General features: G+C 67.2%; 10 protein-coding genes, 2 tRNA genes and 1 other RNA gene. 6 read left to right on the top strand and 7 right to left on the bottom strand.

Annotation, left to right across the window (positions count from 1 at the left end; all coding sequences use genetic code 11):
• Positions 1–159 precede the first annotated feature (159 nt).
• The 3 genes from panB (at position 160) to BKH28_RS05490 (ending at position 3,397) form a co-directional block, all read left to right on the top strand.
• Positions 160–1,005: a 3-methyl-2-oxobutanoate hydroxymethyltransferase gene (gene panB, locus BKH28_RS05500; RefSeq protein WP_075417849.1), complete on the top strand. Its 846-nt coding sequence runs from the start codon at positions 160–162 to the stop codon at positions 1,003–1,005.
• 104 nt (positions 1,006–1,109) lie between these two features.
• Positions 1,110–2,024 (top strand): type I methionyl aminopeptidase, encoded by a 915-nt coding sequence (gene map, locus BKH28_RS05495; RefSeq protein WP_075417848.1) that lies wholly within the window; start codon positions 1,110–1,112, stop codon positions 2,022–2,024.
• A gap of 161 nt (positions 2,025–2,185) precedes the next feature.
• Complete coding sequence (locus tag BKH28_RS05490; protein WP_075417847.1) at positions 2,186–3,397, top strand: hypothetical protein; 1,212 nt, start codon at positions 2,186–2,188, stop codon at positions 3,395–3,397.
• A 123-nt stretch (positions 3,398–3,520) separates the two neighbouring features.
• Here BKH28_RS05490 and rnpB read toward each other — a convergent pair.
• An RNA gene (gene rnpB / locus BKH28_RS05485) (RNase P RNA component class A) lies at positions 3,521–3,911 on the bottom strand.
• Positions 3,912–4,009: 98 nt separating this feature from the next.
• Here rnpB and BKH28_RS05480 point away from each other — a divergent pair.
• On the top strand, positions 4,010–4,813 hold the full coding sequence (locus BKH28_RS05480) for a YaaA family protein (RefSeq protein ID WP_178388833.1): 804 nt from the start codon (positions 4,010–4,012) through the stop codon (positions 4,811–4,813).
• 73 nt (positions 4,814–4,886) lie between these two features.
• Here BKH28_RS05480 and BKH28_RS05475 read toward each other — a convergent pair whose 3' ends face one another.
• Positions 4,887–5,621 (bottom strand): zinc ribbon domain-containing protein, encoded by a 735-nt coding sequence (locus BKH28_RS05475; protein ID WP_075417845.1) that lies wholly within the window; start codon positions 5,619–5,621, stop codon positions 4,887–4,889.
• A 46-nt stretch (positions 5,622–5,667) separates the two neighbouring features.
• Complete coding sequence (locus BKH28_RS05470; RefSeq protein WP_075417844.1) at positions 5,668–6,570, bottom strand: Nif3-like dinuclear metal center hexameric protein; 903 nt, start codon at positions 6,568–6,570, stop codon at positions 5,668–5,670.
• Between the two features lie 204 nt (positions 6,571–6,774).
• Here BKH28_RS05470 and BKH28_RS05465 point away from each other — a divergent pair.
• Positions 6,775–6,866, top strand: a tRNA-Ile gene (locus BKH28_RS05465).
• Between the two features lie 37 nt (positions 6,867–6,903).
• Positions 6,904–6,988: transfer RNA gene (locus BKH28_RS05460), tRNA-Leu, on the top strand.
• Here BKH28_RS05460 and BKH28_RS05455 read toward each other — a convergent pair.
• The 4 genes from BKH28_RS05455 to BKH28_RS05440 form a co-directional block, all read right to left on the bottom strand.
• Complete coding sequence (locus BKH28_RS05455; RefSeq protein WP_075417843.1) at positions 6,951–8,933, bottom strand: recombinase family protein; 1,983 nt, start codon at positions 8,931–8,933, stop codon at positions 6,951–6,953. The genes BKH28_RS05460 and BKH28_RS05455 overlap by 38 nt on opposite strands.
• Positions 8,926–9,516, bottom strand: coding sequence for a hypothetical protein (locus tag BKH28_RS05450; protein ID WP_256695507.1), 591 nt, complete (start codon positions 9,514–9,516; stop codon positions 8,926–8,928). The genes BKH28_RS05455 and BKH28_RS05450 overlap by 8 nt, the downstream gene beginning before the upstream one ends.
• A gap of 263 nt (positions 9,517–9,779) precedes the next feature.
• Positions 9,780–10,637, bottom strand: a complete 858-nt coding sequence (locus tag BKH28_RS05445; protein WP_256695506.1) for a replication-relaxation family protein — start codon at positions 10,635–10,637, stop codon at positions 9,780–9,782.
• Positions 10,638–10,884: 247 nt separating this feature from the next.
• Positions 10,885–13,116, bottom strand: coding sequence for a type IV secretory system conjugative DNA transfer family protein (locus BKH28_RS05440; protein WP_256695505.1), 2,232 nt, complete (start codon positions 13,114–13,116; stop codon positions 10,885–10,887).
• Positions 13,117–13,810 lie beyond the last annotated feature (694 nt).

Below are 13,810 nucleotides of genomic sequence, written 5' to 3'. Positions count from 1 at the left end.
GCCGACGACGTGGCCGGCGGTCTTGTGCCTGAGACGTTCTACTGGGACCAGCCTAGTGCGCGGGTGCGTCAGGCAGGTTTCGGAGAACCTCCTCGCGAGGGACGTCGGCGGGCAGTCCGGCGAGCCGACGCATTGGGGCACCTCGGGTAGCCTCGTCCCATGGCTACACCCGAGTCCCCTTACGGAACGTCCGCCACCGTCGTCGGAGGCGGCAAGCCCGTGCGCGTTCATCACCTGGCAGCCGCCAAGAAGGAGGGCGCCAAGCTGGTCATGCTCACCGCCTACGACGCCGTGACCGCCCAGCTCCTGGACGCTGCAGGAACCGACCTGCTGCTGGTGGGCGACTCGATCGGCAATGTCATGCTGGGGCACGACTCCACGCTTCCAGTCGAGCTCGACGAGATGGTAGTGGCCACGCGCTCGGTGGCGCGGGCGACCAAGCGTGCGCTGGTGGTGGCGGACCTTCCCTTCGGCACCTACGAGGCGGGCCCCGAGCAGGCACTGGCCAGCGCGGTGCGCCTCATGAAGGCGGGGGCCAACGCCGTCAAGCTCGAGGGCGGCAGACCGCGGGCCGCCAGCGTGAAGGCGCTGACCCAGGCGGGCATCCCGGTGGTAGGTCACTTGGGTTTCACCCCGCAGAGCGTCAACATGCTCGGCGGCTTCCGGGTTCAGGGCCGCGGCGAGGCCGCGGAGGAGCTGCTGGCCGACGCGCAGGCGCTGGCCGAGGCGGGGGCGATCGCTCTCGTCCTGGAGATGGTGCCCGAGCCCTTGGCCGCGCGCGTCACCGAGTCGCTTGCGATCCCCACGATCGGTATCGGCGCGGGTGCACGCTGCGACGGCCAGGTCCTGGTCTGGACGGACATGGCCGGAATGACGGACTGGTCCCCGCGCTTCGCCCACCAGTTCGGGCAGGTCGGCGAGGCCCTGCGGCAGGCGGCCGCCGACTACGGGGCGGCGGTGCGCGAGAAGTCCTTCCCCGCTGAGAAGCACTGGTTCAGCTCCTGACGGTTCCTGACAGTGATAAGGCCCATAGCGTGATGGCGGAGGCCCTGGACCAGTAGCTGGAGGGAAGGTCCCGCGAACCGGATGCCTCCTTCTATGCTGAGGCCATGAGTTCTTCGGCTTCCTCCGTGCCCTCGGTGCCCTCCTCCTCGCTGGCCGATCGCGCACCGCGCGGCACGCTCACTCCCGGGACGATCAGTCCTGGGCGGCATGTCCCGGCGTCGATCGCACGCCCCGAGTACATGTTCCACGACGGCCCCGAGCGCGTGACGGCCTCGGAGATCAAGGACGCGGAGACGATCGAGCGGATCAGGGTGGCGGGTCGGTTGGCCGCGCGCGCTCTAGCCGAGGCCGCCAAGGCGATCACGCCGGGGGTGACCACCGATGAGCTGGACAGGATCGCCCATGAGTACCTGTGCGATCACGGCGCCTACCCCTCCTGTCTGGGCTACATGGGCTTCCCCAAGTCGATCTGCACCTCGATCAATGAGGTCATCTGCCACGGCATCCCGGACTCGACCCGCTTGAATGAGGGAGATCTCATCAATCTTGACGTGACCGCCTACATCGGCGGGGTCCACGGCGACACGAACGCCACCTACGCCGTCGGTGAGGTCGACCGTGAGACGGAGCTGCTCATCGAACGTACCCGCACCGCGATGGAGCGGGGCATCAAGGCCGTCAAACCGGGACGCGAGGTCAACGTCATCGGCCGCGTCATCGAGGCCTACGCCAAGCGCTTCGACTACGGGGTGGTGCGCGACTACACGGGCCACGGCGTCGGCGAGGCCTTTCACTCAGGACTCATCATCCCCCACTACGACGCCGCTCCCCTGCACGACGACGTCATCGAGACGGGCATGGTCTTCACGATCGAGCCGATGCTCACTCTCGGCGGCGTCGAGTGGGAGCAGTGGGCTGACGGCTGGACGGTGGTCACCAAGGACCGTTCCCGTACCGCGCAGTTCGAGCACACGCTCGTGGTGACCGAGGAAGGCGCCGAGGTGCTTACCCTGCCTTGAGGTTCTGGGTATCGCTACCCATCCACGTCCAGGCTGATCGGGCCCCGTCACGTTGCCTCACGATAAGGTGACGACGTAAGGTCCTTGGACAGCGGACATCTGCATTCTGCCCAGGAAGCCCGTGCGGGTTTCTCCCTGTTTATTTCCTCCCGGAGGTTCTCATGGCTTTGCGCTTCAATCCACCGCCGAACTGGCCCGCACCACCCGAGGGCTTCGAACCACCTGCAGGCTGGCAGCCCGACCCCGCCTGGGGGCCGGCTCCTGAGGGCTGGCAGATCTGGGTCGATGACTCCGCCGCCTCCGGTGCGTCAGCCGCTTCTGCCGCAGGTGCCGCTACAGAGGCCGACCCGGCGTGGGCTCCCACCCAGGCGGTGTCGACTGCCCCGACGGCCTCGTTGAACACCAACGCACCGGTTGCCGACCCGACGGGCATGTCCGCCTCCGCACCCTCCGGTGACTACGCCGGGCAGCCCGCGGCTGCCGGTGCCAGCCCTTACGCGGCCAGCATGGACTATGCCCAGTCGCCCACGCCCTACCAGCCCCAGGGGGCTGCGGGCGGCATGCAGCCCCCTGGCGGTGGATGGCAGCCCGCTGACGCCGCCGCCCCGGCAGGCCCTGGCAATGGCTCCAAGCCGCTGACCCAGCAGTGGTGGTTCTGGACCGGTATTGCTGCGGTCGTCGTGGTCGCCCTGGTCATCGGCAGCGTGTTCATGTTCAAGGGCGATTCCGGCAATAGCGACAACAAGGCGGACAGCACGTCGAGCTCGGAGTCGAAGAAGGACGAGAAGAAGGCTGACGACTCGGAGCCCACCGAGGATGCCGGCGACTCGGACGCGTCTGACAGCTCGGATTCGAAGTCTTCGTCTTCTCAGAGCAGCAAGTCGAGCAGCAACGACCCCGGTAGCAGCAAGTCCAAGCCGCTTGACCCGACGTCAGGCCCCGTTGAGATCAAGGCTGGAAAGTACGACGAGGACCCCAACGCTTCGATCTCGGTCAAGTTCAACCCTGTTGAGTGGGATGTCAATGCCGCAGATCTCCAGGCGATTGACCGGCGCACCTACACCGACCCGCCTGAGGGAAAGAAGTACATTCGTGTTCCGGTCGAGGTGACTTACCACGGCGAGGGCCAATTCCAGGGACGCTCCCTGAAGATCGACTACGACTACCAGGGGAACACGTCCAGCGCCATCGAGTCCTACAGTGACAGTGGCCTGTTCATCCGGCAGGACTTCCCCCGTGATGGTGGAACCGCGAAGGGCTACTACGTCTTCCTGGTCGATGCAGCCACCGCGAACGACGGCAAAGCCGTCTTCGCCGTCAAGGCCTTCTACGACAGCTACAACTCCAAGGAGAAGTACGTGACGGCCAAGTAGCTCACCACGTACGCTCAGCATGTGGCGCCTCACCGGATTAACCGGCGAGGCGCCACATGTTTTCTCACTAGTTCAGTACGTCGTCTGCACGTCAGCGGATAAGAGAGCGCACGCAAGGATGGGCGGACGAGCCGACCTGTACGCCGGGTTCTGTTGCCGCCCGCCGTTGCCGGCCTGGGCGGTGGCGACCATTCATCTTGGACCGCTGTTGCCAGCGGCCTCATGCGACCTACCCGCTGACTTGGGCGAGCAGCCTTCAATCGCCAGCTGTGCGGTCTTGCTCCGGGCGGGGTTTACCGAGCCGCGACGGTCACCCGTCGCGCTGGTGGGCTCTTACCCCACCCTTTCACCCTTACCCACCGGTATTCGATGGGCGGTCTACTCTCTGTGGCACTGTCCCGCGGGTCACCCCGGGTGGCTGTTAGCCACCGCCCTGCTCTGTGGAGCCCGGACGTTCCTCAGCCCTGCACCGTCATGAAGGCGGTGCCGGTACCGCGGCCGCCCGGTCGGCTCGTCCGCACGGATCAGTGTAGCGGCATGAGGCATCGAGGGTTCGCGCCCACCGTGCAGCCCTGGTCTGCCGGCGGCCGTGTCACGACCTATCATGTGCGGGTGCTGATCCTGCTTCCTCCCTCTGAGGGAAAGACTGCTCCTGCCAGTGGACCATCACTGGATCTCGACTCGCTTCTGGAGGCGGACAGGCTCACCGCTGCGCGCCGTGAGGTGATGTCCGCGCTGGCTGAGGTGAGCCGGAGCGCCGAGGCGGCCTCCGTCCTGGGGTTGGGGCCTCGTAGCGCCGAGCAGGTGGGGACGAATCTGGTGCTGGAGACCTCGCCCTGCGTCCCCGCCCATCAGCTGTTCACCGGGGTCCTGTACGAGGCCGCGGGGCTCGACTCGATCGCCGAGGATCCGGCGGGCCGCTCCGCTCTGGAGCGCCACTGCATTGTCTTCTCGGGGCTGTGGGGCATCCTCTCCCCCACTGACCTGGTGCCCGATCACCGTCTGTCGATGGGCACGTCCCTGCCCGGACCGGGACGTCTGTCGGCGTTCTGGAAGCCGTACCTTGCGCCGTCGCTCACCGGTTTGGCTGCACAGGGGTTGGTGATCGATTGTCGGTCGGCGGACTATGCGGCCGCTTGGAAGCCGTCTGCGCGCGACGGCATTGAGGTCGTCACCGTGCGTGTGGTGCGCACCGCCGACGACGGTTCCCGCAAGGTGGTATCCCACATGGCCAAGCACGCTCGCGGGCTGCTCACCGGGGAGCTCCTCCGGGCCGTTGCCGGCGAGTCCCTGCCTGCACCGGTACGCGTGGACGACATCGCGAGTATCGCCGAGCGCCTGGACAGCGTCGACGCCGTCGAGGTCTCCGAGCCGGACCGGCAGTGGCGACGGGTTCTCACCCTGGTGACTCACTGACGCCGCTGGCGAGCACCATCGGCACCCGGGCCAGGGGCCGGCGATATAGCGGTTGGCTGAGACGTGGCCGCTGTCAGATGTCCATCCGTACGACGATGACGTCGTTCTCCTCGGCGTGGATGACCTCCTCCTTCGGGGCGGCCACGATGCGGGCCAGCTCCTGGGGGCTGATCTCGACGGCACCGCCCTCGATGGTGCGCCCCCTGAGGGCCACTGCGCCGAGTCCACCGGTGGAGGTGCGGACGGCCTCGTAGTCCGCCAGGAGGGGTGTCTCGATGGTTCCGGCCAGATCTGCCCGCTGGTTCTCCAGGGACTCGATCTCCTCGTCGAGTCGGGCGAACTCGGCGTCGCGCTTGGCGGTGAGCTCTCGCCCGGCCGCGCGGATCTCGGACTCCTCCTGGCTGAGGCGCTCCGCCTCCTGCCGGGCGGAGTCGAGCGCCTCCATGGCCAGGATCTGCGCCTCCTCCAAGGCTGACTGCCGTTGACCGAGCTGGTCGATCTCCCCCTGGATGGCTGAGAGGTCGCGGGCCGCGCTGGTGCCGGAGTGGAGGCGCTCGCGCAGTACCTCGGCCCGGCGCACCACCTGAGAGACCTCGTCCTCGCTGCGGGTGGCCCGCTTCTTGGCCTCGTCGAGGGCGGCCTCAGCCTGGATGGCGGCTCGCTTATTCGTCTTGAGGCGTTCGATGACCAACTCGATGCGGGTGAGGACCGGAAGGTGCTTGCGCTCGTGACGCAGCCGTGCCAGGCGGGAGTCGAGGTCCTGGAGGTCGATGAGAAGGCGCTGCTGGGCGATGGGGGCGCTTGTCACGGCGTGTGCTCCTTCAGGTGCGTGCAGGTTGATGCTGCGAATCCTCTCATGCCCGGTCTGTTCCGGTGGACAGGCGCAGCGCCCAGGGGTCCGTGACAATCCGGGAGACCTGGACGGCCAGTGAGGCCCCATGGCAGTGGGCGCCGTCCTTGAGCCTGCGGGCCAGGGGCTCCAGGCCGACCCACTCGGTGGCCCAGTGGGTTCCGCACAGGAGGTAGGGGCGTCCGTCCTCCAGGTGCTCGGAGGCGGGGTGGTGGCGCAGGTCGGCGGTGAGGAACACGTCGGCTCCGGCCTCGCGGGCCCGTTGCAGGAGAGAATCGCCCGCCCCACCTGAGACGGCGATGCGCTCAACGACGACGTCGAGGTCCCCGCCCACGAGGAGGCCGGGGGCCGAGTCGGGGAGGGCTGCGGCGACATCCGCGGCGAACCAGCGCAGAGTGACGGGCTGTGGGAGGGTGCCGATCCGTCCGATGCCCTGATCCGGGGAGGCGGGGTCCGGCTCGAGCGGCACGGTTGAGATGAGCCCGACGCGGTCGGCGAGGGCGTCCGCCACTCCCCCACGGGCGGCGTCGAGGCTGGTGTGGGCGTTGAGGAGCGCGATGCCGGCACGGATGAGGCGGTGGATGGAGCGTCCCTTGGGGTCGGTGGCCGCGACGTGGTCGGTTCCGCGCAGGTAGAGGGGGTGGTGGGTGATGACCATGTCGACGCCGGTGTTGATGGCCTCGTCGACGACGGCCGTCACCGGGTCGACGGCCAGCAGGATACTGCGCACCGGATCGGCGGGGTCACCGCAGATGAGCCCGTTGGAGTCCCACGAGGCGGCCAGTCCGGGAGGCGCGGCGGCCTCCACGAGGGCGACGACGTCACCGACCGTCAGATGGCCTTCCAGGGTGTTCCGTGAGGGCTCGAGTCCGGCCTCAGAGGATGCGTGGGCAGGAGTGTGACTCATGCGACCAGGCTAGCGGTAAAGCAGGCAGTTCCTCAGAGGTGAGGAGGTCGATGCCCCGTGGCACCCGCATGAGGGCGTGCCTGATGGAACACAGTGAGAAAACGACCGACGCGGCCGCCATCTGGGGTAACCTACTTCCGCGCTGCTGGGCCCCTCCGGTGCTGGTAGCGTCGGCCTCCTCGACGCCGTCGATGTCGCGGCCGCGCCCCCATAGCTCAGCGGTTAGAGCAGCGAGCTTATACCTCGTGTCGTGCCTGATAAGCACAAGGTCCTGGGTTCGAATCCCAGTGGGGGTACTGACGCCCCAGTTGTTCAAACATTGGGCCGCGTCTCGCCTCCGTGGTGGAATCGGTAGACACCGCGACCTTAAAAGTCGCTGCCTACGGGCGTGCGGGTTCGAGTCCCGCCGGAGGCACCAACCAGCTCTTATCCAAACCCTCTCCAGTCGAAACAGGCTGGGATGCGGTTCCAGATGTTGAACAACGCTCACCCACCAGGGTGGGCGTTGTTCGTGTTGTGGCGCTCATGAACGTGTCGTCAGCTGTGGGCGGCGTGGTCGGGGTGTCAGGCTGAGCCGGGTGCTGCAGGTGGTGCGTATGGGCGGCGGCGTGCAGGCTGGGGCTGGCCAGCTGGTCGAAGGGCGGGACGAGCAGAGCGCTGAGGCGAGTGCCGGAGCCGGTGTCAGTGAGGTCGACCGAGTGCGGTGTGACCCCTCCCCTACTGGCATCGCCAGTTCCTTCTTCTCCAGCGCTGTCCTCACCACCCGTCTCCTTACCAGCTGCATCCTTATCCGCTGGCCCGCCAGCATTCGCACCGTCGCTTGTTCCTTCGCCTGGCAAGATGACCCGTCCCTCATCATCGACCAGTGGGTTGACCAGCACGCGCTCGAAGAAGACCTGGTTGAGTAGTTTCTTCAGGTGGTCTGGTGCTGCCGTGTAGAGGCGGTGGCAGTCTTCGAGGAGGTCAAGGGCTTGGGTGAGGTGCTGGCGGACTTCGGCGGCGTCGGCCTGGTAGGCGGCTAGCTGGCGCTCGATCTGGCTGAGCTCGGTGGACAGCTCAGCCTGCTCCTCCTTGAGTAAGTCAAGGGGCACCGCGCCTTCGTAGTGGGCGTGGAGGAGACGGCGTCGTCTGTCCTCGATGTTGGTGCGCCGCGTCGTCAGGGAACGCACTGCCTTGGCCTTGTCCCCTTCGATCTGAGCCAGCTCGTCGTGGAGGTAGTGCTCGATCTGCGTTCTGTCTGCTGCGCTGAGCTGGATGGTTTGGTAGAGCTCTACCACGCGGTCTTCGACGACGTCGATGAGCACCGCGGTGAAGGCGCAGTCGTGGAGGCGGCAGCGGCGGGCGCAGACGAAGTAGGGGTAGATGCTGCCCTTGCTGTTCTTGGCGTTCTGGACGGACAGGCGGGCACCGCACTGGCCGCAGACGACGGTGCTCTTGAGGAAGTGGTTGTGGATGCGCTGGCGCTCCCCGTAGCGCCGTGAGGCCAGGATGGTCTGCACGGTCTGCCAGGTCTGGCTATCTACCAGCGGCTCGTGCTTACCCGGGTACTCCACGCCTTGGAACGTGACGATGCCTTTGTAGTAGGGGTGGCGCAGGATCTCGTGCAGGCGCGTTGCCGTGATGGGCTTGGCAGGGCGCCGCGGCGTAGGCGGGATAGAGAGTCCGAGAGTGTTGAGATGGTCGGCCAGCTGCCGCACCGTCCAGTTACCCGTCGCATACTCCGTGAACGCCAGCCGGATCAGCGGTGCGCGCTCCTCATCCAGGGCGATGGTGCGGACTTCTCGGCCGTTCTCGTCTCTGGCGCGGACGTTCATGTAACCGAGCGGTGCCTTGCCCAGCGTCCCACCATTCCTGGCTTTCTCGCCCATCCCCTTGATGACCTCATTAGCCAGGTTGCGGGAGTAGAACTCAGCGATGGAGCTCATGATGCCGTGTAGGAGCATGCCACCTGGCGTCTGGTCGATGTTCTCCGACGTCGACACCAGCCGCACACCCGCCTCCTCAAACGCCCGGTTGATCTCCACATCGTCCGCCCTATTGCGGGCGAGGCGGTCGAGCTTGTGGACGATGACGTAGTCGATCCCACCATCTTCTTTGAGGTAGGCCAGCATCTTCTGCAGCTCAGGACGGTTGGCACTACGAGCCGACTCTCCCCGGTCGGCGAACTCCTTGACCACCAGCGCACCCATCGACTGGGCTTTGCGCTTGTTGGCTTCACGCTGAGCCGGCAAGGAGAAGCCCTCCTCCGACCCACCACGCTGGGCCTGCTCGCGGGTAGAGACGCGGATGTAGGAGACGGCGCGTTTGGGGGTGAGCTGGGCGGCCATGGCGGTGAAGGGATCGGGGGCGAGTGCGTCAGGCATGGTGCACCTCCTTATACTGTTCACTGGCTTGGCTGGTGGCACTGGGTTGGCGGGGATCGCCGGTTTCGCTAGGCTGGCTACGCTCTCTGGTCTGTTCGCGCTGCCTGTGCTCTTCCTCCCTGAGCGCATCAAGCTTCCGCATCCACGCACCTTCCTCGTCGTTCCACCAACCTGGTGGGGTGCCGTCGCCGGGGTGCCAGCTGTTGAGGCAGACCAGGTGGGTACCGGCCTGAGTGAGCTGGTCGACGACCATGTCCGCTTCGGTGGTGGTGAGGTTGGGGGTGGGCCAGCCCGCCGTGATGACGTACTCCACCCCACCGCGCTGGCAGGCATCGAGCAGCATGCCCAGGCCGTACTGGTGCTGCTGTCGGTCGTGGAACTCGGTGACCAGGTTGAGACTGGCCGTTTCGGCGTAGTCCTCCACCAGGTCACGTTGCCGGGCCAGCTCGAAGGGGTAGCGGGCCGCGCCGTAGAAGATGGCGATCGCCCCGGTACCCGTCTGGCCGTCCAGCGCGGTGGTTGGTACGGCGGAGCGCACGCCCTGTTGCTTCCCCTGTGCGTTCGTCTTTGTCTGCGTTGTCATCGGTGTCCTCCTCTCGTATTTCTTATTCTCTATCTGTTGTTCCAGTGTTTCTCCTCTTTCTATTGACGCTCAGATGGACGGAAAAGTCCAGTCCGATTTTCTCTTACCCCTGGCAGCAATCCGCGAGTTTCCGCACGAGCCACGGCTTGGCGGTTGTCTGCTGTGCGCAGTATTCGCCTCACCCCTCCATATATTTCGCCTCATCAGATGGGATACTGCCGCGTTTCTCCTTTCTCGGGAGGGATATGCCTTCTTTTGGTGTGTCAGCCCACCTGGTTGGTGGCCTGTGGGGTGGGAATGGCGGCGGGGCCGCCGTGGATCAGGGTGGGCAGCTGGTCGAGGCGGATGACGCGGAAGAGGTCGCGCAGCAGGCCGGTGCTGTGGGCGATGGCTCGCTCCAGGCGGTGGCGTCTGCGGTCGGTGGGTACCAGCCAGACCACCAGGGGGAAGACGTCGCCGTCGCTGGCCTGGGCGCTGGTGGCTTGGTGTTCCTGGTAGCGCCAGCAGGTGGCGATGACGCGGCCGGGGTTCTCGGTAGCCCGGTCGACCTCGATGAGGTAGCAGTCCTCATAGGCCGGGCTGGTGATGGTCACGGCCAGGTCGGGGCGCAGCACCTGCACCTGACCGCTGGGGCTGAGCGCAGTGCGCCAGCACTCCGGCTCCAAGGCCACCGCTGCCTCGGTATCCGCCTCCTGGCGGACGGCCTCCTCAATGCTGGTGCGCACCTCCGTTATCGCGAGGAGGTGGTCCAGGAAGGTGGTCGACACCTCACGGGGCCGCTGCCGCCGCGGCACCTCCTCCCCCTCGTCTACTGCCACAAGCCGGTGGCCTCGAGTCGTGGCGGCCCAGATCGTCACGGCTGAGCCGCCCTGCCAGCCACCGACCCGCCGCTCCAGGCTCGTCAGCAGGCGCTGCTGAGCCAGGCTGGCCAGATGGCGCTGCGTCTGGCGCAGAGCCGAGGCCGGCGACGCATACTCCGGCGCGGTCAGCCGAGCCAGCTGCGTGGTGGTGGCAAAACGGTGGGCTGCCACCAGGGCGAGCAAGCGCGCCTGCATCGGATGGATCGGCGGGGGCACCAGCGATGAGAACCGGGCCGCTGCAATGGTGGATGACCGGTTCATCGCTGGCCGCCTCCGCCGAGCCAGACGTGACCACACCAGGTGGGGTCAGTCACCGCCACAAACGACCACAAAAGGGCTTGGTGCCGCCGCTTGCCGCGAGCCGTGAGTGCAGCGGTGCGTCGACCGACACGTCCACCGAGACGACGCCCCCATCCAGTGGTTCGCTGGCCACCATCGCTGCCATCACGGTATGTACTTCGCCTGTAACAGCGGCAGCTCAAAGTCTTGTGGTTGCGTACCAGTGGCGTCATGGTCGCCTCCTGCGGCCAATCGCGGGGCGAGGCCGACCAGACTCAGACTCAGCCCTACTCGTGGATCCATCCGCCCCAGACTCATCCAGAGTGGCGGGCTTCAGATCATTAGCCGCTCCTTCGCTGGTCTCATCACTAGTGATATCAGTGGTGGCAGTGGCGTCCGGCAGCTTCGTGATCGGGTTGCGTTGCTCATTCACATCGACAGAGGTCGTTGTACTACCGCTGGTCAGGGCGATGAGCTCGGCTTCGGTCTGCTCGGCAGGGATGCCGTAGCGGGCGTGGCTGGCGGCGTAGAGCAGGGCTGGGTCGCGCACCGCTGGCGGGGCAGGCCGAGTGGCTAGGGAGAACCAGCCCGAGCGGTGTCCGTGGTGCATGACGGTGGCGTAGGCCTGGTACTGGGCCAGCAGCTGGAAGTCGGCCGCCTCCAGCTCCGGGGCCAGTCGGGCTGCCGCGGCCGCATCGGTGGCCGACAAGGCGAAGTACACCTTGGAGCGCGTGTTGCTCTCCACCGCCTGGATCATCTCGGCACTGAGCTGCCCGCGGTACTGGTGCGCCAGATGGAAGGCCGCCCCGAGTGAGCGGGCCTGGGCCAGGGCGTCGGCCAGGCTGCCCGGCAGCCCGGCCAGGAAGGCCTGGACCTCATCGATATACACGCTGACGATCTGCCGCCGCTCAGGCGGCTCTGCCTGGCGTGCCAGCAGGTGCTGCCACAGCTGAGAGACCAGCAGGGTCCCCAGCAAGCGGGCTGCTCCGGCTCCGAGTAGGCCCTGGTTGAGGTTGACCACCACAATGCGTCGGCGCTCCAGCAGATCCGCCAGCCCGAAGCGGGGCTGGGCCTGTCCCAGCATCGCCCGCAGTCCTGGGCACAGCATCAGCTGGCGCAGCTTGTTGAGCACCGGGGCGACCTCCACCGCCTGGGTCCGTACCGGCTTGGCCTCGTACCCCTGCCAGAAGACATCCGTGCCCAGCGGGTCAGCTGGGGCCAGTGCCAGTACCCGGCGTCGGAAGGCCGGGTTGGTCAGCAACGGCACCAGCCACACCAGCGTCGCCTGCGGGATGCGCGCCAGCGTCAATAGCGCAGCGGAGAGCACATCGGCGGTGCGGATGCCCCAGCTGTCGCGAAACAGCTCGGCCAGCACCCCCAGCACCGCCTCCGCCGTCACCACCGCCAGCTCCGGCGGCCCAGCCAACGGGTTGAACCCCACCGGGCAGGGATTGGTCGGATCCAGCACCACCACATCCGCAGCCCGTTCCTCGGGCAGGCGCGCCAGAAAGTCCGTCGCCAGATCTCCCTTAGGGTCGAGCAGGAGCAGACCCCGACCCTCAGCCGCATCAGCCAGCGCCAACGACAGCAGCACCGTCGACTTACCCACACCAGTCGGCCCCAGCAGATGCGTGTGGTACACCGCATCGGTAATCGGCAGACGCACGAGCCCAGTCTCTCCTGGCACCGCACTGGCCCCGACGACGCGTTGCGATGAGCCGGACCCCACCTCCGGCGGCGGGGCCACCAGGCGCGGGTGCCCACTACCCAGCAGCGGCAAGGGCAACTCACCAATAGGCCAGCCCGCCATCGCCACAATCTCTCCTGCTCCAAGCTCCAGCCCCGCCCGCCACGGCCGCCGCACGCTATCGAGCTTGGCGGGGTGCTCCGTACGGGCGCGCAGCCGCACCCCCGGGCCCTCCAGCAGGCGCAGTGCCCCGAGTAGCCCCTGCAGCAGGACCCGCTGGCGCAGCGGCGAGGCCGCCCGCACCCCCAGACGGAGGCAGACCGCCGCCCGATGCCGCCCCACCTGCGCCCGCATCCGCCGACCCCGCTCACCACTAACCGATGGAGTCGGTACGAGGCCGAGCAGCTCCAGCCAACCCTGCGGCTCCACCCGCCCCAGTACCTGCGGTGAGAAGCGCCGCCCCAGCTGCAGCTGAACCACCAGCTCCTCGTCCTTAGCCGTCACCGCCAGTGCCGCCAGGACGGCTCGCACCACCGCCGCTAGCCGCTCCGTCGCCAGTCCCGCCCCAACCGGGCGGGCCGACACCACCACCGCCTGGCTCACCGCCCGCCGCGAGACCCCACGAGATACCCGGCAGCCCGGCACCAGCTCACGCACCACCCTCGCCAACCGCTCACCCCCGCTCGAGCCCACCGCCCACGTCGCCTGACCGCTTGAAGCGCGCAGCTCCAGCACCACCCGACCAAGCGAACCATCCGCCAGAATGCGCCCCACCAAACCGACCGCTGTCTCTGTCGCGAGCGGCAGAGCAAACCGCAGTTGGTGCCACACCAGAGGCTGAGTTGCGGGGGCCATCACGGGGTGCCTCCCGGCGTGGAGGAGGCAGCGGCGGCCTCGTCGGTCTTAGCCGCACCAGCGCGATCCGGCAAAGTATGGGAACCAGCGGAAGAGGTGCCATGAGCCAAGTAGTGAGCGCCCTCATGACGCTGGTGAGCACACCGGCCTACCGAGCCACTCCCAGGCGATGCCGAGAAGGGCTCATTCGCAGCGCAGCGCCCCGCCGTGGTGCCACCACGGGCACTCTGCCCGCGATGAGCGCTAGCCCATGGAGCCGCAGCATCATCACTCCCGGTAGCCGACACATCGCTGGTACCAGGCTCGCTCCTCGAGCAGCTCTCAGCACCTGAGGAAGCCGCATCATCCGCTGCCGACTCCACAGCCTCATCCGCTGCCATCTGCCGCGCCATTGCCAGCACGATCCGTGCCACCGCCCGGTGATCCATGCCGCTTTGCCGCACCGGGACCAAGCGCACCCGACGCGACGAACCAGGCCGACCACCGGCGTAGCGGGCCATCATGGCTGCCTCCTCGAAGCATGAGGCCACCCATCGTTCTTTCGATGGTCTCCAGCAGTGGAGTGAGGACTGCGACGCCGGCGGGAACGTGCTCGCTGTGTTTTGTCGTCGAC

This window comes from Actinomyces oris, assembly GCF_001937665.1.
Classification (GTDB): domain Bacteria; phylum Actinomycetota; class Actinomycetes; order Actinomycetales; family Actinomycetaceae; genus Actinomyces; species Actinomyces stomatis.
This window is presented reverse-complemented; position numbering and strand designations above follow the sequence as displayed.

Excerpts from the sequence above, each read along its gene's own strand:
- BKH28_RS05445 (WP_256695506.1), bottom strand. The coding sequence starts at position 10,637 with ATGAACCGGTCATCCACCATTGCAGCGGCCCGGTTCTCATCGCTGGTG.
- BKH28_RS05470 (WP_075417844.1), bottom strand. The coding sequence starts at position 6,570 with ATGAGTCACACTCCTGCCCACGCATCCTCTGAGGCCGGACTCGAGCCC.
- BKH28_RS05455 (WP_075417843.1), bottom strand. The coding sequence starts at position 8,933 with ATGCCTGACGCACTCGCCCCCGATCCCTTCACCGCCATGGCCGCCCAG.
- panB (WP_075417849.1), top strand. The coding sequence starts at position 160 with ATGGCTACACCCGAGTCCCCTTACGGAACGTCCGCCACCGTCGTCGGA.
- map (WP_075417848.1), top strand. The coding sequence starts at position 1,110 with ATGAGTTCTTCGGCTTCCTCCGTGCCCTCGGTGCCCTCCTCCTCGCTG.
- BKH28_RS05450 (WP_256695507.1), bottom strand. The coding sequence starts at position 9,516 with ATGACAACGCAGACAAAGACGAACGCACAGGGGAAGCAACAGGGCGTG.
- BKH28_RS05490 (WP_075417847.1), top strand. The coding sequence starts at position 2,186 with ATGGCTTTGCGCTTCAATCCACCGCCGAACTGGCCCGCACCACCCGAG.